The organism is Saccharothrix ecbatanensis (assembly GCF_014205015.1).
In the GTDB taxonomy this organism is placed as follows: Bacteria; Actinomycetota; Actinomycetes; order Mycobacteriales; family Pseudonocardiaceae; genus Actinosynnema; species Actinosynnema ecbatanense.
Genome location: NZ_JACHMO010000001.1, coordinates 7,262,052 through 7,282,036 on the forward strand (window position 1 = coordinate 7,262,052; position 19,985 = coordinate 7,282,036).

Consider the following 19,985-nt stretch of genomic DNA (forward strand, 5'->3'; position numbering starts at 1 on the left):
AACGAAACCCCGCAGCTCACAGCCGTCGGATTCGCCACAACCCGTCAACCGGCCTTGCCGAGGTTACTGACAGGTAATACCCTGTTGTTACCGGTCAGTAGGGGACCGCCCCGACCAGCATGGAGTGAGCGACGAGATGGGTCACTACAAGAGCAACGTCCGGGACCTCGAGTTCAACCTCTTCGAGGTCTTCAACGTGCAGGACCACCTCGGCACGGGGCCGTTCGAGCAGTCCGACGAGGACACCGCGCGCGGCGTGCTTGCCGAGCTCAACAACTTGGCGGTCGGGCCGCTGGCGGACTCCTTCGCCGACTCCGACCGCAACCCCCCGGTCTTCGACCCGAAGACCCACTCGGCAACGCTGCCGGAATCGTTCAAGAAGTCGTACCAGACGCTCTGGGACGGCGAGTGGTACCGCCTCGGCCTGCCGAACGAGCTGGGCGGTTTCGGCATCCCGCCGTCGGTCCAGTGGGCGGCGTCCGAGCTGATCCTGGGCGCCAACCCGGCCGCCTACATGTACCTGGCCGGCCCGAGCTTCGCCTCGGTCGTCTACCAGAACGGCACCGAGCAGCAGCAGCGCTGGGCCGAGATCATGATCGAGCGCGGCTGGGGCGCCACGATGGTGCTGACCGAGCCGGACGCCGGTTCGGACGTGGGCGCGGGCCGCACCAAGGCCACGCTCCAGGACGACGGCACGTGGCACATCGACGGCGTGAAGCGGTTCATCACGTCCGCCGACCAGGACATGACCGAGAACATCATGCACCTGGTCCTGGCCCGTCCCGAGGGTCCCGGCATCGAGCCGCGGCCCGGCACCAAGGGCCTGTCGCTCTTCCTCGTCCCCAAGTGGCACTTCGACCCCCAGACCGGTGAGTCGACCGGCGAGCGCAACGGCGCCTTCGTCACCAACGTCGAGCACAAGATGGGCCTCAAGGTCTCCACCACGTGCGAGCTGACGTTCGGCCAGCACGATGTCCCGGCCAAGGGCTGGCTGCTCGGCGAGGTGCACGACGGCATCGCGCAGATGTTCCAGGTCATCGAGTACGCCCGCATGATGGTCGGCACGAAGGCCATCGGCACCCTCTCCACCGGCTACCTGAACGCCCTGTCCTACGCCAAGGAGCGGGTCCAGAGCGCCGACCTGACCCGGATGACGGACAAGACCGCGCCGCGCGTCGCCATCACGAACCACCCGGACGTGCGCCGCAGCCTGATGCTCCAGAAGGCGTACGCCGAGGGCCTGCGCGCGGTCTACCTGTACACGGCCACGCAGCAGGACAAGATCGCGCTGGGCGGCCCGGACAAGGAGCTGGCGGAGAAGGTCAACGACCTGCTGCTGCCGATCGTCAAGGGCGTCGGCTCGGAGCGCGCGTACGAGCAGCTGGCGCAGTCGCTCCAGACGCTCGGCGGCTCCGGCTTCCTCCAGGAGTACCCGATCGAGCAGTACATCCGGGACTCCAAGATCGACTCCCTGTACGAGGGCACCACGGCCATCCAGTCGCTGGACTTCTTCTTCCGGAAGATCATCCGGGACAAGGGCCAGGCGCTCGGCTTCCTGAACGGCGAGATCCAGACCTTCCTGGACAACGAGGCCGGCAACGGTCGTCTCAAGGAGGAGCGCGCGCTCCTCAAGCAGGGCCTGGAAGACCTCCAGGGCATGCTCGGCGCGATGGTCGGCTTCCTGACCAGCTCGCAGGAGGACGTCCGGAACCTGTACAAGGTCGGCCAGAACACCGTCCGCCTCCTGATGACGGCGGGCGACGTGCTGGTGGGCTGGCTGCTGCTGCGCCAGGCCGACGTGGCGCTGGCCAAGCTCGACGGCGAGGTCTCGGCCAAGGACAAGGTGTTCTACGAGGGCAAGGTCGCGGTGGCGTCGTTCTTCGCCAAGTCCGTGCTGCCGGAGCTGACCGCGCGTCGCAAGATCGCCGAGGCCACCGACAACGCCCTGATGGACATCGACGAAGCCTCCTTCTAAGGCTCCGCAAGGCAAAAGGGCGGCACCTCCGGGTGCCGCCCTTCGGCTTTGGTCAGCCCTTGTGCGCCTTGGCCGCGGCGAAGCAGTACGCGCCGAAGCCGAGGAAGCCGAACGCGATCACGGCCAGCGCGAACAGCCCGTACGGCTGCGCCGCCAACGTGTGCAGCGCCTTGTCCATCCCGCCGGACTCGGACGGGTCGGCGTTCACCGCGGCGAAGGCCACCAGGATTCCGATCAGGACGTACGACGCGCCCTTGCCGATCCAGCCGATCCGGCCCAGCCGCTCCACCAGGCCCCGGCTGCCGTCGGGCAGCTCCGACATGTCCAGATCGTCCTCAAAGGACTTCTTCACGCCCTTGCGCGCCACCATCACGCCCAGCCCGAGCACGAACAGCGCCACCGCACCGACGAGCACCTGCCCGAACGGCAACGCGAGCACGCGGGCCGTCCACGTCTGGGACTGCTCGGTGCCGCTCTTCTGGGACGTGCCGGTCGCGTAGTTGATCGCCGCGATCCCGATGACCGTGCCCGTGATCGCGCGCCCGACCGAGCCGCACTTCCGGTAGAAACGTTTGCGCTTCTTGGCGACCCACCCATAACCCGAGACCGCCATGGTGAGCTGCCAGCCCGCGAACGCGAACAGGCCGATCGCCACCACCCACAGCAGGAGCGGACCGAGCGAGGTCTGGGCGAGGGACGAGACCGCGCCCTTCTGGTCGGTGCGCTCCCCGGCGTCACCCAGGACCACCTGCGCCGTCAACACCGCCAGCAGCACGTGGACCAGTCCGTAGCAGACCATCCCCGCACGTCCGAGCAGTTGGACGGCGGGATGTCTTCGTACCTCTTGCCCAGTGGTAGCCACGATCGGGTGATACCCCGCCGTGGCTACCGCGAACCGCGGGAGCGTCAGCCCCCCGGCGGCGTCTCCGGCTTCGGCTCACAGATGATCTTGTGCGAGGGGTCGTACCGGACCGTCCGGCTCTCCGAGCGGCTCACGCCGGTGCGCCGGTCGGTGATGGTGCGGGTGTCGGTGACCGAGAAGCCCTGGGCGCCGTTGCTCGGGGAGCACGGCTGGGTGGTGACCTTGCGCTCCTCCGGCTGCGTGTGGTTGAACTCCGCGCTGGTCGAGCCGGTGACGTCGTAGTTCTTGGTGCCCCACAGGACGATCTTGAGCGACGACGGCGTCCAGATCGTCTGGATCGCCACGCCCGTCTCGTCCGGGTTGGTGAACTTGATGTCGATCACGCTGTTGCCCGCCGGGTCCTGGAACACGGTGGCCTCGCGCCCCTTGGGGTACCGCGAGATCCAGTAGCTGTGCTCCTTGTGGCCCGCGTCCTTCATACCCGCGTAGTAGTAGGCGTTGTAGAGCGTGGTGGCGAACTGCGAGATGCCGCCGCCGACCGCGCGGCCGGGGATGCCGTTCTCGATGATGCCCGCGTCGACGTAGCCCTGCGCCCTGCCTCGGGGGCCGGTGTAGCCGTTCAGGCTGAACGTCTCGCCCGGCTTCACGATCGCGCCGTTGACCTTCTCGGCCACCACGCGGATGTTGACGCCGGAGTCCGCCGCGAAGCCACCGGTCTGGAACTCGCCGATGACCTCCTTGATGCCCATCTTGTTCGCCTGCTCGGTGGTCACCTTGGCGGGCGTGTGCTTGTACTCGGCCTTGATCGCGCGGTCGTTGTCGCGCTTCAGCACGTCGAGGACGGTGGTCAGGGACTTCTCCCAGTCGATGCCGAGGCCGTCGACCGACTCCTTGACGGTGGGCCGGCCGCCTTCGAACACGATCTCGGCGTCCTTGCCCTCCTTTTCCGTCTCCTTCAGCTGCGGACCGGCGTGCTCGACGAGCTTGGCGTTGTCGACCTTCGCGGTCAGGCTGCCGTCGTCGGCGGGCTCGAACACCAGCACGGTGGCCAGGTGCTCGGGCGTGAGCGTCGCGTCCTTGCCCTCACCGAGGATGATCAGCGGCGCGGCGGTGGCGGGCTTGGCGACCTCTGCGAGGGCCTTCTGCACGCCCTCCTTGGTCGTCTTGACCGGGGTGGTGGCCACCGGCAGCTCGATCGTGCCGCTGTCGGCCCAGTCGGCGAGCAGCTTCTCCGACGCGCCGGGCACGTCCAGCTTCTGGCCCTGCTTCGGCTCCACCGCGATTGGCGTGGCCCCCTCGAACCGGATGCTGCCCTCGGCGGGCTCGTGGTCGGTGGTGGCGCGCAGACCCTCCAGCGCGGCGGCCAGCTTGGCCTCGTCGCTGCGGGTGGCGAAGCCGACTTCGCTGGACGTGAAGAACGAGGTGACGCGGGTGATCGGGGACAGCGGCTGGGTGCCCGCGCGGTCCAGCGTGGCGGTCCAGTCCAGCTCCAGGCCGGCCGCCTTCGGGTCGATCTCGGTCTCCACGTCGCCCGCGCGCGCCTTCACCGGCGCGGCCAGGCGGGGGCCGATCTCGTCGCGCAGCCGCTGCTCGGCGTCGTCACGGCTCATGCCGCCGACGTCCACACCGGCGACGGACACGCCACGCGGCACGTCACCGCCGGAGATCAGGATGTCCAGGCCGTAGAGGAGCACCATCACGCCGAGCACGGCGGCGGCGATCAGGCCGCCCTTGCGCAGGCGCTTGCGGCGGGTGTCGGCCTCGTCGGCCTCCGTGCCGCTGTCGACCATCACCGGGCCGTAGACGGTGGCGTCCGGTTCGGGCCCGCCCACCGGCGCGGCGAAGACCGTGGTGGCCTCCGAGGGCGACGGCGGCCGATTGAAGCCACCGGGCGGGGTGTTGACCGGCCGGTTGAAACCACCAGGCGGGGTGTTGGCAGGCCTGTTGAAACCACCGGGCGGCGTGTTGACCGGCCGGTCGAAGCCACCTGGCGGGGTGTTGATGGCGCGGGTCTGCTCCGCGGCGGACGGCGGCATGTGGGCGCGCGTCTGATCACCGGCCGGGGTGATCGCCTGGGTGGCGTCCGCGCCCCGGGCCGGGGCGTTGTGCTGCGCGTTGCGCGTCGGGTGCTGCTGCGTCACGTTGTGAGAGACGTCGGGAGTGGCCGTCGCGTTGTCGTGGTCCGCCGAGGGAGTGGTCACGTTTCGGACGGTGGGCGCCGGATCGGTGTCCGCGTCCGGCTCGTCCTGCGGCCACGCGGCGTCCTCCTGGGGCCACTCGGCCTCGTCCACCGCGCCGGCGGAGACTTTGGTCGTGCGCTCCGAAGCGGTGCCCGACGGGCGGACCGGCTGCATCGCCGTGGTCCGCTCAGCGTCGTACTCCGGTCGCTGGTTCTCCGGCACCGCTCCCCCTCTTGCTCTCCGCAAGGTCCTGGGACTGCTTACCCGACCGTCGTCACACGCCGGTCACGGGCGGGCGGATCACAGGTTTCACCACAGTTGTCACAGGTAAAGCCCGGTCCCGTGGTCCGTCCGCTCGGTCGCGGTGGCGTGCACGTCGCGTTCCCGCATGATCAGGTAGGTCTGACCCTGCACCTCGACCTCGAACTGGTCATCCGGGTTGAACAGCACGCGGTCGCCGACCTTGACGTGCCGGACGTTCGTGCCGATGCCGTGCACATCTCCCCAGGCCAGCCGCTTCGCCATCTGGGCCGTCGCGGGGATCACGATGCCACCGCTGCTGCGACGTTCGCCGTCTTCGGGCGAGATCCGCACCATCACGCGGTCGTGCAGCATCTGGATCTCAAGCTTGACATCGGGCACCGGCAGAGTCTAGTTGTCGTGGTCGAGGCCACCCATCATCAGGGGTAGCCGGTGCGGTCCGTCCCTTACCACACGGACCGGCACGCCCCAGTCCTGGCGGGCCAGCTTGCACACCGGGTGCTCGACCGCCGGGTCGTCCGTGCAGCTCGCGGCCTGTGCGACGACGTGCAGCACGCCCTCGGTGAAGCCCTCCGCGATGCGCAGCGTGCGGACCAGGTCGGCGCCGACGCCCGCGCCCGACTCCAGCAGTCCGGGTGGGGAGCTGGTGATCTCCAGGCGGGTGGACGGGCCGAACCGGTCGTCCAGCTTCTGGCCGGTCGGCGGGGTGAAGACGACGGCGAGTTCGAGGTCGCCCGGCGCGATCTCCGACGGTGGCCGGCGGACCTTGTGCGCGTCGCCGCTGACCAGCTTCGTTCCGGGTGCGACGGGGCGTTCGAGGCGGTGCGCGGCGGAGGCGACGACGACCAGTTCGCCGTCCACCAGGACCGCGTCGGACGGCTCGGCGATGTCGGTGGCGAGGGTGGAGACCTCGCCGGTCGCGGGGTCGTAGCGGCGGATGGCGCCGTTGTACGTGTCGGCGATGGCGATCTGGCCGCCGGGGAGGACCGTCACACCGAGCGGGTGCTGGAGGAGTGCCTGGTCGGCCGGGCCGTCGCGGTGGCCGAAGTCGAACAGGCCCTTGCCGATGGCGGTGTGGACGGTGCGGTCCGCGTCCAGGCGGCGCAGGGCGGACGTTTCGGAGTCGACCAGCCAGAGCCGGTCGCCGTCGGCCGCCAAGCCCGAGGTCTGGGCGAAGAACGCCTGGTCGGCCGGGCCGTCGTGGAGGCCTTCGACGGTGGTGCCGGCGAGGCGTTCGAGGCGGCGTTCCAGCGGCTTGAACAGGCCGAGGGTGTGGTTGCCGGCGAGGGCGATGACGACGCCTCCGGCGGGTTCCCACCAGGCGACGTCCCACGGGCTGGTGAGGTGGATCTTGTCGGCCGGGCCGTCTGTCTCGCCGTCACGCCACTGCTCGCCGGTGCCCGCGATGGTGGTGACCTCGCCGGTGTCCAGGTCGAGGCCGCGCAGCAGGTGGTTGACGGTGTCGGCGACGACGGCGTGGTAGCCGACCTGCGCCGCGACGTCGTCGGGCAGGAGCGCGATGCCGGCGGGTTCGGAGAAGGTGGGGTTCAGGCCGTCCTGGCGGCCACGCTCGCCGGTGCCGATGCGGCGGATCACCGTCTCGCCGTCCAGTTCGAGCTCGACCAGGCCGTGGTGCGCGGAGTCACTGACCAGGAGGGTGTTGCGGCTGGTCAGGACAGCCTTCGCGGGGAACCGCAGCTCAGTGGCCTTCGGCGGCGGCGCGACGTACGGCCCGTCACCGCGGTGGAGGGTGCCCTTGGCGTCGTGCTCGGCGACGATCTCGGACACGATCTGCCGCAACGCGTCCAGGTGGCCCTCTCCTGCGGCGACGTGCACGACGTACCCCTCGGGGTCGACCAGGACCAGCGTCGGCCACGCCTTCACCGCGTAGTTCTGCCACGTCGTCAACTCAGGATCGTCAAGCACCGCGTGTTCCACGGCGTACCGCTCGACGGCTGCTTCGAGGGCTTCGGGCTCGGCCTCGTGGACGAACTTGGGCGAGTGGACGCCGATCGTGACCAGGACGTCGGCGAACTCGGCTTCGAGGGGACGCAGCTCGTCGAGGACGTGCAGGCAGTTGATGCAGCAGAAGGACCAGAAGTCGAGCAGGACCACCTTGCCGCGCAGGTCTTTGAGCGCGATGTCCTGCCCACCGGTGTTGAGCCAGCCCCGGCCCACCAGCTCGGGGGCGCGGACACGGGCGCGGCGGCGTTGAGCGGTCGTCACGTCGGGAGTCAACACGAGTCGCCCACCGCCCTATTTCCCCGTCCAGGATGTGGACAGCAGGCGCAGGATCGGCTCGATGCGGCCGGGCCTTCCGGAAGAGTTCCCCATTTTGTACAATCTGGAGAATGAGCGAGATGCCGATCAGTGTGGCGAGAGACCACCTCGGCGAGGTCGTCTCCAGGGTCGAGCACGCTCACGAACGCGCCGTTCTGACCAAGCACGGCCGACCGGTTGCCGCCGTCGTCTCCATGGACGACCTCCGGCGACTCGAAGCGGCCGAGGACGAAGCCGACCTCGCGGCGGCACGAGAGGCACTGGCCGCTGCCGAACCACGGGTCGCGCACCACGACGTGCTCGCCGAGTTCGGTGACGACTGACCTGTGTCGTACGAGATCGAATGGACGGCTTCGGCAGTTCGGGAGCTTCGCAAGCTCGACAAGCAGACCGGACGCAGGATCGTGTTGGCGGTGACGGCACTGGGAGCCGACCCCCGCCCACCCGGATGCCGTGAGCTCACCGGTCAACCGGCAGGCGTGATGCGCATCCGGGTCGGCGACCACCGGGTGGTCTACCAGGTCGAGGACGCCAAGGTCCAGGTGACGGTCGTGCGGGTGGCCCATCGACGCGAGGTGCAACGGAAGTTGTGACCGCGATCGCCTAGCGGGGACGGCGGACCGTGCGGGGGCCGAGGACGGTGGCGTTGAGGGCTGACACACGGTCGCGGAGGGCGCGGTCGGCGGTGATCACGGCGCAGGGGCGGTCGGGGTGGGCGCGGACCACGTCCACGATCGCGTCGTCGCCGGAGCCGGGGGCCGAGACGACGCGGACGCCGGGGATCGACTCGACGTGACGGGCCTTGCCCTCGACCACCAGGACCACTTCGAGTGGGCCGGGGAGGGTCGGCAGGCCTTGTTCGGCGACCTCCACCAGGTCGTCACGCAGGCGGGTGGCGGCGCCGGCGCGGTCGCGCCACCAGCCGTCCGGGACGGAGCCGACGACGTTGGCCGCGTCCACGACCAGGAGCGGGGGCGTCATCGGGTCATGCTCTCAGCAAACCCACAAGAAACTGTCAGACCCCGATGGCACGATGGTGTTGTCCACATGGGGGACGCGCCAAACCAGCCAGGGGGAGCAAGTGATGATCAGGGGTGCCCGGAAGACGGACTACGCCTGGAACGGCTCGGCCACGGCCAGGTAGCCGGACATGGGAAACCCCGCGGTGCTGCCAGGTCGGGGGTCCGACAGCATCGCGGGGTCATCTGAAACATCGATACACGATCGTGGACTGTTACATCCACCAACGGGTGTGACCCAGATCACGTTTTGATGTGACGAAGCCCTGCCGCGCGGGAGGTGCGGCAGGGCTTCGTCATTTCCCTTCGGCGATGCGCGGACGACGGGGCGGCACACCCGGTGTCGATCGGGTGGTCGTCACGCGCGCGCCGGGAGGTCCCCCTTAGCGGAGGGACGACACCTGGGCCTGGGCGATCGCCATCAGCTCGTGCCGCATGGCCGGGGTGGAGGCCATGTCGATCGCGCGGGCGACAGCCTTGCGGTTGCGAGCCTCGACACGACGAGCGCGGAGCTTCGCAGTGAAGTTCATCGGGGATTCATCCCTCTCAAAGTTCTTCTTCGGTGGTGTGCCTCAAGTATGCACCCTTACCACGCCGCACGCACCCGATTTTCCGGTGAGGTGCCGCACATACCGACGAATCATCGGCCGTTGCCCAACAAACCCCGTTGATTCGCCTGGCGTACACCTGCTGGGCCGGACGCGTCGAAGCCGGCTCTCTAGCGTGCACGCTAGACCACACAATGCGACCGAAGCGAACGAATAACCGCAGGTCAGCGCCGGACGTCAGTCCTCGCGCCCGAGCAGGAACCGGCCGAAGTGCGGCACGGTGAACGCGATCTGCCCGCGTTCGGCCGAGTACACCAGGCCCTTCTTGATCAGGCTGTCCCGCGCCGGCGACAACGACGACGGCTTGCGCCCCAGGTGATCGGCCACCTGCGCGGTGTTCACGCCCGCGTCCTTGCCGTCGGTCAGCTCCGCCATCGCCCGCAGGTACTCCCGCTCGGCCGGCGTCGCCCGCTCGTACCGCGACCCGAAGAACCCGACCGCCAGCTCGGCGTCCGCCTCCGGTGCGGCCACCGCCACGTCCATCGCGGTGATCGGGTCGGCGGGCGCCGCGTCCCACGCCGCCTTGCCGTAGGCCTGGATGAAGTACGGGTAGCCGCCCGACGCGTCGAACAGCGCGTCCAACGCCTCCGGCTCGATCCCCGCCTCCTCGCGGTCGACCGGCGCCAGCACCGCCCGGTCCGCGTCCTCCCGCGACAGCCTGTCGATCCGCACGTACCGGAACAGCCGCTCCGAGTACGACTTCGACGCCGACAGCACGGCCGGCAGGTGCGGCAGCCCGGCGCCGACCACGACCAGCGGCGCACCGGACTGCGACAGCTCGTGGCACGCCGCGCACAACGCCGAGATGTCGTCCGCCTGCACGTCCTGCATCTCGTCGATCAGCAGCGCGACCCCGGTGCCGACGTCCTGCGCCAGCTCGGCGACCTCGGTGAACAGCTCCACCAGGTCGATCTCGATGTCACCGGAGTCCGCCCGGCCGACCGCCGCCGGCACGTCGATCCCCGGCTGCCACCGGTCGCGCAGTTTCGCGTCCTCGGGATTGGCCCGCAGCGCGAACGCCTTCAGCACCCCGAGCACGGCCTCCACCCGGTCCGGCGCACGGTGCCGCACGGCCAGATCGCGGATCGCCCGGTGCAACGCCGCCGACAACGGCCGCCGCAACCCCGCTTCGGGCCGTGCCTCGATCTTCCCCGCGCCCCACCCACGCTTGACCGCCATCGACCGCAGCTCGCCCAGCAGCACCGTCTTGCCTACGCCACGCAGCCCGGTGAGCACGAGGCTGCGTTCCGGCCGACCGCGCGCCACCCGTTCGAGCACGACCTCGAACGCGCCGACTTCCTTGTCGCGTCCCGCCAGCTCAGGTGGCCGTTGGCCCGCGCCAGGGGCGAACGGGTTGCGCACCGGGTCCATCCTCGGACGGTATCGAGGTGTCTACGACGGATCCAATACTCCCGCCGTGTCGTCCGGTATTCATTAATCTAGGGAAAAATCTATACCGCGCTATCGAGCGTGATGACCGGTAGCGTCGGCGTCATGGCTGAGGTGGTGACGAAGGGCGTGGGCAAGGTCGAGCGGACCGCCGACCGGGCCGAGGTGCACGTGAGCTTCGAGACGACGGGCTCGACGCGCAACGAGGCGGTGGACGCGTTGACCGCGCGGGTCGCCGGGGTGGAGCCCGCGTTCGAACGGCCGGGGGTCGAGGTCCGGTCGCGGCGGCTCAACGTGCACGACAACTGGGACGGCAAGCGCCGCTCCGGCAGCCGTGCCGCGCAGAACTACCTGGTCCGGGTCGACGACGTCACGGCTCTCGACGACCTGCTGGCCGCCCTCGTGGTGGCCGAGCCGACGTGGCTCAACGGGCCGACGTGGCAGCTCAAGGACGACGCGGACGCCGTCCGGGAGGCGCAGCGCGAGGCCGTGGTGGACGCGCGCCGCCGTGCCGAGGGCTACGTCGAAGCGCTCGGCGCACGACTCGGCCCGCTCCAGCGGCTGACCGACGGTGACGCCGAGATGTGGGCGACCGAGTCGACACGGATGAGGACGGCCGCTTACGGCGGCTCGCCCGGCGTGCCGCCGCAGATGGAACAGCTCAACCTGGAGGCCCAGCAGATCGTGATCACGGTCCGCTGCACGGCCGCGTGGACGCTCCTCGACTGACCTCCGCCGTGTTCTGAGCGTTGAATTCGGGGGTCCTGAACGTAGGACACGGTGGTCCTGAACGTAGGACTCGCGGGGTCTGAAGGTAGGACTCGCGCGGGGGTCAGCCGCTGGTCTTGGGTTCGGCCAGCTCGACCACGACGGAACGGTTGCGGGCGGCGGCGGCCGGGATCAGGTCGCCCGCGCCGTCGAGGTCGACGGCCAGGGGCGCCGTGAAGCCCGCGCCGACCACCTCGATGAACGCGGACCGGCTCACGCCCAGGTCCACCAGCTCGGCCACCACCCGCTGGCCACGCCGCTGCGTCAGGTCGAGCGCCGCCTCGGCCGACGAAGAGTTGGCCGTGCGGGCGATGACCCGCGCGGTGGTGCGGCCGTCGAACTTCTTCGCCACTTCCTGCAACGCCTCACGCGCACCGGGCGCGAGCTGGTCGGTGCCCGCCTTGAACAACACCGCGGTGGGCAGGTGCACCAGCGATTCCTGGTGCACGACCTCGCCGAGGTCCACCGTCGGCACCTCGCCACGACCGATGGACGCGCCACCGGGCACCGGCTCCGTGTCGTGCGTGCAGCTCTTCGCGTCGAACTTCGCGCAGATGCCCATCCACAGGTCGACCAACGCCTCCCGCGCGGCCGGCGGCAGCGGCTTCTGCGCGCCCGTGACCTGGCCGAGCCCGGAGAAGATCACGTCCTTGCCGGTCAGCTCGGGCAGCGCGTCGTCCGGCACCGACGCGACCACGGTGGGCACGTCCAGGTCGAGCCCGAGCCGGGTCAGGTCGATCGGGTCGGTGTTCTGCAACCCGCTGGTCTGCAGCACCAGCACGGCCGGTCCCGCGGCGGAAGCCATGTCCGCCAGCACGGCCAGCGGGTCGAGCCGGGGGCCGCTGCCGCCGACCTGCGCGAGCTGCCCGGTCAGCCGGGTCAGGTTCTGCTCGAAGCCGAGGCGGCGCAGAGCCGAGTCGCTCTCCACCTCGTTCCCGTCTCGAACGGTGAAGTCCTCGTCCGAGTACGCGCCGCCGGCGGCATCACCCTGCCGGTAGACGACGACCCTGGTGACCCCGCTGTCGACGGCGTCCGACATCCGGTCGATCACCGTCCTGGTGAGCTCGACCCGTGGTTCGTTGGCCGACGCGGTGACGCCGATGCGAATGGTGGTGGCTTCGCGGGACGTCTCCCCGCAGGCAGCACAGGATGCCGCCACAAGCACGACTGCGGCGAAGAGCCGTGAGTGGTTCATGCATTGGAAACGGAATGAGAACGCGTTGTGTTACCACTAACACCCGTTTGGAGTAGTGAAGGGCCTAGCGCTCCACGATCGCCGTAACACCCTGACCACCCGCGGCACAGATCGAGACGAGCCCCCGACCCGTTCCGCGCTCGGCCAGGAGCTTCGCCAGCGTGGCCACGATCCGCCCGCCGGTGGCCGCGAACGGGTGCCCGGCGGCCAGCGACGAGCCGTTGACGTTCAGCTTCGACCGGTCGACCGCGCCGAGCGGGCCGTCCAGCCCGAGCCTGCCCTTGCAGAAGTCCGCGTCCTCCCACGCCTTCAACGTCGCCAGCACCTGTGACGCGAACGCCTCGTGGATCTCGTAGAAGTCGAAGTCCTGCAACGAAAGCCCGGCTCGCGCGAGCATCCGCGGCACGGCGTAGGCGGGCGCCATCAGCAGGCCCTCGCCGCCGTGCACGTAGTCGACCGCGGCCGTCTCGGTGAACGTGAGGTAGGCAAGCACCGGCAGGTTCCGTGCGGCGGCCCACTCCTCGGACGCGAGCAGCACGGCCGACGCGCCGTCGGTGAGCGGCGTGGAGTTGCCGGCGGTCATCGTCGCGCCCTCACCGCGGCCGAACACCGGCTTCAGCTTCGCCAGCTTCTCCACCGACGAGTCCGGCCGCAGGTTCTGGTCCCGGGTGAGGCCCTGGAACGGCGTGACCAGGTCGTCGAAGAACCCGCGGTCGTACGCGGCGGCGAGGTTGCGGTGGCTGGCGGCGGCCAGTTCGTCCTGGTCCTCGCGCGCGATCCCCCACTCCAGAGCGGTGATCGCGGCGTGCTCGCCCATCGACAGGCCGGTGCGCGGCTCGCCGTTGCGCGGCACGTCCGGCACCACGTGCTTCGGGCGCAGCTTCAACGCCGCCTTGACCTTCGCGCCGGCGCTCCTGGCCCGGTTGAACTCCAGCAGGACGCCGCGCAGGTCCTCGTTCACGCCGATCGGCGCGTCGCTGGTGGTGTCCACACCGCCCGCGATGCCGACGTCGATCTGTCCCAAAGCGATCTTGTTCGCCACCGCGATCACGGCCTGGAGACCGGTGCCGCACGCCTGCTGCATGTCGTAGGCCGGTGTCTCGGCGGACAGTCGGCTGCCCAACACGGCCTCGCGGACCAGGTTGAAGTCGCGGCTGTGCTTGAGCACCGCGCCCGCGACGACCTCGCCGAGCCGTTCGCCTTGGAGCCCGAACCGGCTCACCAGCCCGTCCAGAGTGGCGGTGAACATGTCCTGGTTCGACGCTGTGGCGTAAGGGCCGTTCGAGCGGGCGAAGGGAATGCGGTTGCCGCCGAGGATGGCTACACGGGCCATGTCGTCCTCCAGGTGGTGGGCGTGGTGGGACCAATGTTACCTACTCGTCAGTAGACTTACCTGCAAGTAGGGAGTGTGATGGTGCGCATGGATCGGTACCAGTCGTTCGCCAGGTCCGCCCTCGGGCGGTTCGTCGTGGGCAAGGTGGGGTTGCCCGACCCGTACCCGCTGCGTCGCCACTCACCCGACCAGCCTCCACTCGACGGGCCGGTGCTGCTCGGCGGGAGCGGTCGGCTGGTGGAGCCGGTCGGCGCGATCGTGAAGTCGATGGGCCTGGACCTGGTCACGACGGGTGACCGGTACGGGGCGCTGGTGTTCGACGCGTCCGGGATCGACACGGTCGAGCGGTTGCGTGAGCTGCACGAGTTCTTCCAGCCGGTGATCCGGGCACTCGGGCCGTGCGGGCGGGTGGTCGTGCTCGGCACTCCACCAGAGCGGGCCGAGTCGCAGATCGCGCAGCGCGCGCTGGAGGGGTTCACGCGGAGCGTCGGCAAGGAGCTGAAGCGGGGTGGCACGGCGCAGCTCGTGTACGTCGCGCCCGGCGCCGAGGGTGCGATCGCGTCGACGCTGCGGTTCCTGCTGTCCGGGCGGTCCGCGTACGTGTCGGGGCAGGTGATCCGGATCGGGCCGGCCGACGTGGTGGCGCCGGAGGACTGGGACCGGCCGCTGGCCGGGAAGGTCGCGCTGGTCACCGGCGCGTCGCGGGGTATCGGCGCGGCGATCGCAGAGGTGCTGGGTCGGGACGGCGCGCACGTCGTGTGCCTGGACGTGCCCGCACAGGGCGAGGACCTGTCGGCGGTGGCGAACCGGGTCGGCGGCACCACGCTGCAACTCGACATCACCGCGCCGGACGCGCCCGCGCGGATCGTCGAGCACGTCACGCAGCGGCACGGGGGCGTGGACATCGTCGTGCACAACGCGGGCATCACGCGGGACCGCACGCTCGGACGGATGGACGAGGACCGGTGGGACGCGGTGATCGCGGTGAACCTGGGCGCGCAGGAACGGGTGAACGAGGCGTTGTTCGCGGCGGAAGTGGTGCGGCCCAACGGGAGGATCATCGGCGTGTCGTCCATCGCGGGCATCGCCGGGAACGTCGGCCAGACCAACTACGCCACCAGCAAGGCGGGCGTGATCGGCATGGTCGACTCGCTGTCCGGGCGGGTCGCGGGCCGGGCCACGGTGAACGCGGTCGCGCCGGGGTTCATCGAGACGAAGATGACGGCCGCCGTGCCGTTGTTCATCCGCGAGGCGGGGCGGCGGATGAACAGCATGTCGCAGGGCGGGCTGCCGGTGGACGTCGCCGAGACGATCGCGTGGTTCGCGAGCCCGGCGTCGGCCGGCGTGAACGGGAACGTCGTGCGGGTGTGCGGCCAGAGCCTGTTGGGGGCGTGATGGCGAACCTGACCTTGTTGTACGCCAAGGCCGCGCTGACCGGGTTCAGGCGGCACGGCGACGCCCTGCCGGAGTCCTCTTTGGACGCTGAGGTCTCGGTCGACTCCGAGCACATGGCCCGGTACGCCAAGGTGTGCGGGTTCGGCGTGCGGGACGAGCTGCCGATCACCTACCCGCACGTGCTCGGGTTCGAGCTCCAGCTCCGGCTGATGACCGGGCCCCTGTTCCCCTTTCCGCTGGCCGGTCTGGTGCACGTGGCCAACCGGATCACGCAGCACCGGCCGTTGACGGTGGCCGAGCCGCTGTCGCTGCACGTGGCGTTGGCGAACCTCCGGCCGCACGAGCGCGGGCGGCAGTTCGACGTGGTGACGACGGTGTCCGTGGACGGCGAGGAGGCGTGGGTCGACGTGTCGACTTATCTCCGGCGGACCGGCAGTGCGGTGTCCACGCGGGACGAGTTGGAGCCACCCGTGCCGACGGCGCAGTGGCGGTTGCCGGGCGACCTCGGGCGGCGGTACGCGGACGTGTCCGGCGACCGGAACCCGATCCACGTGAACGCGTTGGCGGCCAAGGTGTTCGGCTTCCCCCGTGCCATCGCGCACGGGATGTGGTCGAAGGCGCGGTGCCTGGCCGCGCTCGAAGGACGGCTGCCCGACGCGTACGAGGTGGACGTGCGGTTCAAGGCGCCGATCCTGTTGCCGGGCAAGGTCGACTTCTCCGCCTCGCCCGGCGGTGACGGCTGGAGGTTCGCGCTGTGGTCTCGGCGACCGCACCTGGAGGGCGTGATCAGCCCGGTCCGACGGCCTTAGGCGTCTTCCGCGACTTGCTCGGCCTGCTCCGTCCTCCGTGACGGCGGGTGCCACACGTCGCCCGCCACGAGGTCGCCGAACCCCATCCAGACCAGGTTCATCAGCCGGGCGGCGACCACACCGGCCGGTTCCTCGGGGTTGTCGAGCCACCAGTCGGCCAGCGACTCGCCCGCCCCGACCAGTGCGGCGGCCAGCGACTCGGCCTCCTTGCCACCCGCGCGCGGCACGTTGGCGAAGTCCGACGAGTGCACCAGCAGCGCCGCCACCAGGCTGATCGCCCGGCCGCGCATGTCGGCCAGCTCCGCGGCGAACGGGCCGCCCTGCGAGGACGCCTGCCGGTGCAGGACCTGCCAGCCGGCCCGGTTGGCGCCGACGAAGCCGAAGAAGGCGCGAAGTCCGCTCCACAGCTGGACGTCCGGGGGTTCCTCGGCCTCGACGCCCTGCGCGATCGCGTCCATCATCCGGGTCGCCTCACGGCGGATGCAGGTCGCGAACAGCTCTTCCTTGGAGCCGAGGTAGGCGTAGAGCATGGGTTTGGAGATGCCCGCGACCTCGGAGATCTCGTCCATCGACGCGGCGTGGAACCCCAACCGCGAGAACACGTCCACCGCGGCGTCCATGATCTGCCGTTCGCGCACGGCGCGCGGCAGTCTCTTGGCCCGACCCGAGCGGACCGGTTGCTCAGCGTGCATCGCACCCCCTGGATGGCTGGGACAAGATTACTCCGGGGCACTTGCCGCCTTACCTACTCACCAGTAGGCTTACCACGCAGTAGGTAGCCGGAGGTGTCACACATGACCATCGACCTCACCACCGAGGCGATCTCGAAGCTCAGTCCTCGGGAGCTGATCTCCACGCTCCAGCAGGTCGATCCGGGTGATCCGGCGCTGAAGGACGTCGACATCGACGTGATCGCGCGCGGTATCGACCCGAAGAAGCTGGGCCAGGACGAGTTCGCGGATCTGCTCGCCGCGCTCGGCGTGTTGGCCGACGGCGGCGCCGACCTGGACCTGGCGAAGATGGACGCGCAGAACTTCGCGCGGATCATCTCGCGCGCGTCCAAGGAGCAGGTCGAGGCCGTGACGTCCCGGCCAGGTCTGCGCGAACGCGTGCTGGACGAAGTGTTCCGCCGCATGGAGGTGCACTTCCGCACCGAGCGCGCGGGCGCCACGCGTGCCGTCGTTCACTTCCGTCTGACCGGCGGTGCATCGGGTTCGGCCTCGGGTTCGGAAGACGTGTACGAGGCGGTCGTCGAGGACGCCACGTGCAAGATCAACAAGGGCGAGACCCGTGATGCCAGGGCGACGGTGACGTTGGGGCCGGTGGAGTTCCTGAAGCTCGCGACCGGCAACGCGTCCGCGCCGGTGCTGTTCATGACCGGAAAGCTGAAGGTCAAGGGCGACTTGGGCTTCGCGGCCGGGTTCATGACCCTGTTCGACATTCCGAAGGCGTGAGGGGACCATGGGCGGTTTTTCGCTGGAGCTGAACGAGGACCAGGTCGACCTGCGCGAGTGGGTGCACGGCTTCGCGAAGGACGTGATCCGGCCCGCGGCGTCGGAGTGGGACGAGCGGGAGGAGACGCCGTGGCCGGTGATCCAGGAGGCGGCGAAGATCGGCCTGTACGGGTTCGAGGCGCTGGCGACGTGGTTCGCCGACCCGATCGGGTTGTCGTTGCCCATTGCGACGGAGGAGCTGTTCTGGGGTGACGCCGGGATCGCGTTGGCGCTGATGGGGACCGGTCTCGCGGCGGCGGGGATCTTCGCGTCCGGGACGCCCGAGCAGCTGGCCGAGTGGGTGCCGGAGTGCTTCGGTTCGGCCGACGACCCGAAGCTGGCGGCGTTCTGCGCGTCCGAACCGCAGGCCGGTTCCGACGTGGCCGGATATAGGACGCGGGCGGTGTACGACGAGGCCACCGACGAGTGGGTGCTCAACGGGCAGAAGGCGTGGGCGACGAACGGCGGCATCGCGAACGTCCACGTCGTGACGGCGGTGGTGGATTCGGCGCTGGGTTCGCGGGGCCAGGCGGGCTTCGTCATCCCGCCCGGCACGCCGGGGTTGTCGTCGCCGGGGAAGATCAAGAAGCACGGGATGCGGGCTTCGCACACGGCGGACGTGTTCTTGGACGACGTGCGGGTGCCCGGTCGGTGTTTGTTGGGCGGCAAGGAGCGGTTGGACGCCAGGCTCGCGCGTGCCCGTGAGGGGCAGAAGGCCGGTGGGCAGGCGGCGATGGCGACGTTCGAGACGACCCGGCCGACCGTTGGCGCGATGGCAGTCGGTGTCGCGCGGGCGGCTTACGAGTATTCGCTGGAGTACGCGAAGGACCGTTCGGCGTTCGGCCGGAAGATCATCGAGAACCAGGCCATCGCGTTCGACTTGGCGAACATGAAGATGGAGATCGACGCGGCGCGGTTGTTGGTGTGGCGGGCGGCTTGGATGGGGCGCAACAACGTTCCGTTCACGGCCGGTGAGGGGTCGATGTCGAAGCTCAAGGCCGGTGAGGTGTCGGTGTGGGCTACGGATCGTGCGATCCAGATTTTGGGCGGGGCGGGGTACACGCGAGAGCACCCGGTGGAGCGGATGCACCGTGACGCCAAGATCTTCACCATCTTCGAGGGGACGTCGGAGATCCAGCGATTGGTAGTGGCCAGGGCGATTTCCGGCATGCACATCAAGTGAGTTGATCTTCCCAGGCCGTCATCAGGCCGTCTGGGAGGCGGACGGGGTCTTCAGGACGCGGAAGACCCCGTCCACTGCTTTCCGGGCACGTTCGTGACTGGACGGCATCAGGTGCGTGTAGGTGCGGAGCGTGAAGCCGGGGTCGGCGTGCCCGAGGTACTCGGCCAGCTCCTTGATCGAGACGCCTTGGGCCAGGAGGACGGACGCGTACAGGTGCCGCATGGCGTGCATCCCGTCCTGCCTCTTGGTGTAAGTCAGTCCGGCCTGCTTGAACGCGGACACCCAGACGACCTTGTTGAACAGGTCGCCGTTCCAGGGCTTGCCGTCGTCGCGGACCATCAGCAGGTCCACCGTCACCGGATCGCCGTTCGGCCGGTCCCAGGGCAGCGTCACCGACGTTGGCGGGAACATCGCCAGGTAGGCGTCAACGGCCGCCAGGACGCCTCTCGACAAGGGCACCTGGCGTGTCTTGTTCCGCTTGGGCAGCGAGAACACCAACGCGCGATTGATCATCCTGACCTGCCGCTGGACGTTGATCACCATGGCGTCCCGGTCGATGTCATCTGGCGAGAACGCCAGGATTTCACCTTGCCGCAGGCCACATCCCGCCCCGAGCGGAGCCGTGATCTTGAAGCGCGGGTCCAAGGCCATCTGAAGCTTGTGGACCCGCGATTCCGCCCACGGCACGACCTTGCGCGACGACCGCTGAGGCCGCTTGATGCTGTTGACCTTGCACGGGTTCCGGTGGATGCGCTTGTCGTCCACAGCCGAGTTCAGGATCGAAGACAGCGTCTCGAACAGCACGGCTTGATAGGTCGGCCCGAGGCCCTTCTCCTGCATGTCGCCCAACCAGTCGCGGACGAGCTGGGGAGTGATCGCGCCGAGCTGGCGGTGCCCGAAGAACGGGTGGACCTGACTCCGGAGCCGACTCTCGATCGTCTGCCTGGTGGCCGCGTCCGCCGAGTACCCCTTGAGCCAGCTCTCCGCTTGCGCTTTGAACAGCACCTTCCCCGCGTTGGGATCGATGTACTTCCCTTCGCGCTTGTCCGACTCCATTTCGATCAGGAAGTCTTCGGCCTTTTTCTTCTGCCGGTCCGGGAAGCTCTTGGACCGCTCGACGCCGTCCGGGTCGACGTATCGCACCTTGTACCGCAGGCCGACGCCATACGTAGAGGTCTTGACCCTGGTGACCTGGTCAGTCACCGGGTCTTTGACCTCCTTCCACCAGCGATCTT

Annotated in this window: 19 protein-coding genes; 8 read left to right on the forward strand and 11 right to left on the reverse strand. The window is 69.4% G+C overall.

All coding sequences use genetic code 11. The annotated features are described in order from the left end of the window. Positions 1-136 precede the first annotated feature (136 nt). Positions 137-1,975, forward strand: coding sequence for an acyl-CoA dehydrogenase (locus F4560_RS31580; RefSeq protein WP_184926348.1), 1,839 nt, complete (start codon positions 137-139; stop codon positions 1,973-1,975). 52 nt (positions 1,976-2,027) lie between these two features. Here F4560_RS31580 and F4560_RS31585 read toward each other — a convergent pair whose 3' ends face one another. The 4 genes from F4560_RS31585 to F4560_RS31600 all read right to left on the reverse strand — a co-directional run bounded on the left by F4560_RS31585 (position 2,028) and on the right by F4560_RS31600 (position 7,504). Continuing rightward, on the reverse strand, positions 2,028-2,837 hold the full coding sequence (locus tag F4560_RS31585; RefSeq protein ID WP_312869591.1) for a DUF1206 domain-containing protein: 810 nt from the start codon (positions 2,835-2,837) through the stop codon (positions 2,028-2,030). A gap of 44 nt (positions 2,838-2,881) precedes the next feature. Continuing rightward, positions 2,882-5,239 carry a VanW family protein gene (locus F4560_RS31590; protein ID WP_312869592.1) on the reverse strand — a complete coding sequence of 786 codons (2,358 nt, stop codon included), beginning with the start codon at positions 5,237-5,239 and terminating at the stop codon, positions 2,882-2,884. 99 nt (positions 5,240-5,338) lie between these two features. Then, positions 5,339-5,632, reverse strand: coding sequence for a GroES family chaperonin (locus F4560_RS31595; protein ID WP_184929508.1), 294 nt, complete (start codon positions 5,630-5,632; stop codon positions 5,339-5,341). A gap of 36 nt (positions 5,633-5,668) precedes the next feature. Further along, positions 5,669-7,504: an NHL domain-containing thioredoxin family protein gene (locus tag F4560_RS31600; protein WP_312869593.1), complete on the reverse strand. Its 1,836-nt coding sequence runs from the start codon at positions 7,502-7,504 to the stop codon at positions 5,669-5,671. Between the two features lie 125 nt (positions 7,505-7,629). Between F4560_RS31600 and F4560_RS31605 the strand changes: the two genes are divergently transcribed. Beyond that, positions 7,630-7,881, forward strand: a complete 252-nt coding sequence (locus F4560_RS31605) for a type II toxin-antitoxin system Phd/YefM family antitoxin (protein ID WP_221483704.1) — start codon at positions 7,630-7,632, stop codon at positions 7,879-7,881. A gap of 3 nt (positions 7,882-7,884) precedes the next feature. Further along, a complete protein-coding gene (locus tag F4560_RS31610; protein WP_184926352.1) occupies positions 7,885-8,151 on the forward strand; it encodes a type II toxin-antitoxin system RelE family toxin in 267 nt (88 codons plus the stop codon). Positions 8,152-8,161: 10 nt separating this feature from the next. On the opposite strand, the gene F4560_RS31615 is transcribed toward F4560_RS31610, so the two are convergent. The 3 genes from F4560_RS31615 to F4560_RS31625 form a co-directional block, all read right to left on the reverse strand. After that, positions 8,162-8,539 carry a PIN domain-containing protein gene (locus tag F4560_RS31615; RefSeq protein ID WP_184926354.1) on the reverse strand — a complete coding sequence of 126 codons (378 nt, stop codon included), beginning with the start codon at positions 8,537-8,539 and terminating at the stop codon, positions 8,162-8,164. 421 nt (positions 8,540-8,960) lie between these two features. Further along, entirely contained in the window at positions 8,961-9,107 is a 147-nt protein-coding gene (locus F4560_RS31620; protein ID WP_184926356.1) for a hypothetical protein, read from the reverse strand. A gap of 255 nt (positions 9,108-9,362) precedes the next feature. Next, entirely contained in the window at positions 9,363-10,556 is a 1,194-nt protein-coding gene (locus F4560_RS31625; RefSeq protein ID WP_184926358.1) for an ATP-binding protein, read from the reverse strand. Between the two features lie 123 nt (positions 10,557-10,679). Here F4560_RS31625 and F4560_RS31630 point away from each other — a divergent pair, with 123 nt between their 5' ends. Next, on the forward strand, positions 10,680-11,303 hold the full coding sequence (locus F4560_RS31630; protein ID WP_184926360.1) for an SIMPL domain-containing protein: 624 nt from the start codon (positions 10,680-10,682) through the stop codon (positions 11,301-11,303). Between the two features lie 103 nt (positions 11,304-11,406). Here the strand turns inward: F4560_RS31630 and F4560_RS31635 are convergent, their stop codons facing one another. Then, complete coding sequence (locus F4560_RS31635; RefSeq protein WP_184926362.1) at positions 11,407-12,537, reverse strand: OmpA family protein; 1,131 nt, start codon at positions 12,535-12,537, stop codon at positions 11,407-11,409. A gap of 64 nt (positions 12,538-12,601) precedes the next feature. Continuing rightward, on the reverse strand, positions 12,602-13,870 hold the full coding sequence (locus F4560_RS31640; RefSeq protein WP_184926364.1) for an acetyl-CoA C-acetyltransferase: 1,269 nt from the start codon (positions 13,868-13,870) through the stop codon (positions 12,602-12,604). Positions 13,871-13,957: 87 nt separating this feature from the next. Between F4560_RS31640 and F4560_RS31645 the strand changes: the two genes are divergently transcribed. Both F4560_RS31645 and F4560_RS31650 read left to right on the forward strand, forming a co-directional pair. After that, positions 13,958-15,265, forward strand: coding sequence for a 3-oxoacyl-ACP reductase (locus F4560_RS31645; protein WP_184929510.1), 1,308 nt, complete (start codon positions 13,958-13,960; stop codon positions 15,263-15,265). After that, the gene (locus F4560_RS31650; RefSeq protein WP_184926366.1) at positions 15,265-16,074 is read left to right on the forward strand and encodes a MaoC/PaaZ C-terminal domain-containing protein; all 810 of its coding nucleotides are present in this window, start codon (positions 15,265-15,267) and stop codon (positions 16,072-16,074) included. Before F4560_RS31645 ends, F4560_RS31650 begins: the two co-directional genes overlap by 1 nt. Here the strand turns inward: F4560_RS31650 and F4560_RS31655 are convergent. Next, entirely contained in the window at positions 16,071-16,766 is a 696-nt protein-coding gene (locus tag F4560_RS31655; protein ID WP_184926368.1) for a TetR/AcrR family transcriptional regulator, read from the reverse strand. The genes F4560_RS31650 and F4560_RS31655 overlap by 4 nt on opposite strands. A gap of 102 nt (positions 16,767-16,868) precedes the next feature. On the opposite strand from F4560_RS31655, the gene F4560_RS31660 reads away from it, so the two are divergent. Continuing rightward, positions 16,869-17,528, forward strand: a complete 660-nt coding sequence (locus tag F4560_RS31660; protein WP_184926370.1) for an SCP2 sterol-binding domain-containing protein — start codon at positions 16,869-16,871, stop codon at positions 17,526-17,528. A gap of 7 nt (positions 17,529-17,535) precedes the next feature. Further along, positions 17,536-18,750: an acyl-CoA dehydrogenase family protein gene (locus F4560_RS31665; protein WP_184926372.1), complete on the forward strand. Its 1,215-nt coding sequence runs from the start codon at positions 17,536-17,538 to the stop codon at positions 18,748-18,750. Between the two features lie 21 nt (positions 18,751-18,771). On the opposite strand, the gene F4560_RS31670 is transcribed toward F4560_RS31665, so the two are convergent. After that, positions 18,772-19,953: a tyrosine-type recombinase/integrase gene (locus F4560_RS31670; RefSeq protein WP_312869595.1), complete on the reverse strand. Its 1,182-nt coding sequence runs from the start codon at positions 19,951-19,953 to the stop codon at positions 18,772-18,774. Positions 19,954-19,985 lie beyond the last annotated feature (32 nt).

Bases quoted from the DNA above. Each gene is read 5' to 3' on its own strand.
- F4560_RS31580 (WP_184926348.1), top strand. From the start codon at position 137: ATGGGTCACTACAAGAGCAACGTCCGGGACCTCGAGTTCAACCTCTTC.
- F4560_RS31595 (WP_184929508.1), bottom strand. From the start codon at position 5,632: ATGCTGCACGACCGCGTGATGGTGCGGATCTCGCCCGAAGACGGCGAA.
- F4560_RS31605 (WP_221483704.1), top strand. From the start codon at position 7,630: ATGAGCGAGATGCCGATCAGTGTGGCGAGAGACCACCTCGGCGAGGTC.
- F4560_RS31615 (WP_184926354.1), bottom strand. From the start codon at position 8,539: ATGACGCCCCCGCTCCTGGTCGTGGACGCGGCCAACGTCGTCGGCTCC.
- F4560_RS31620 (WP_184926356.1), bottom strand. From the start codon at position 9,107: ATGAACTTCACTGCGAAGCTCCGCGCTCGTCGTGTCGAGGCTCGCAAC.
- F4560_RS31625 (WP_184926358.1), bottom strand. From the start codon at position 10,556: ATGGACCCGGTGCGCAACCCGTTCGCCCCTGGCGCGGGCCAACGGCCA.
- F4560_RS31630 (WP_184926360.1), top strand. From the start codon at position 10,680: ATGGCTGAGGTGGTGACGAAGGGCGTGGGCAAGGTCGAGCGGACCGCC.
- F4560_RS31635 (WP_184926362.1), bottom strand. From the start codon at position 12,537: ATGAACCACTCACGGCTCTTCGCCGCAGTCGTGCTTGTGGCGGCATCC.
- F4560_RS31640 (WP_184926364.1), bottom strand. From the start codon at position 13,870: ATGGCCCGTGTAGCCATCCTCGGCGGCAACCGCATTCCCTTCGCCCGC.
- F4560_RS31645 (WP_184929510.1), top strand. From the start codon at position 13,958: ATGGATCGGTACCAGTCGTTCGCCAGGTCCGCCCTCGGGCGGTTCGTC.
- F4560_RS31650 (WP_184926366.1), top strand. From the start codon at position 15,265: ATGGCGAACCTGACCTTGTTGTACGCCAAGGCCGCGCTGACCGGGTTC.
- F4560_RS31655 (WP_184926368.1), bottom strand. From the start codon at position 16,766: ATGCACGCTGAGCAACCGGTCCGCTCGGGTCGGGCCAAGAGACTGCCG.
- F4560_RS31660 (WP_184926370.1), top strand. From the start codon at position 16,869: ATGACCATCGACCTCACCACCGAGGCGATCTCGAAGCTCAGTCCTCGG.
- F4560_RS31665 (WP_184926372.1), top strand. From the start codon at position 17,536: ATGGGCGGTTTTTCGCTGGAGCTGAACGAGGACCAGGTCGACCTGCGC.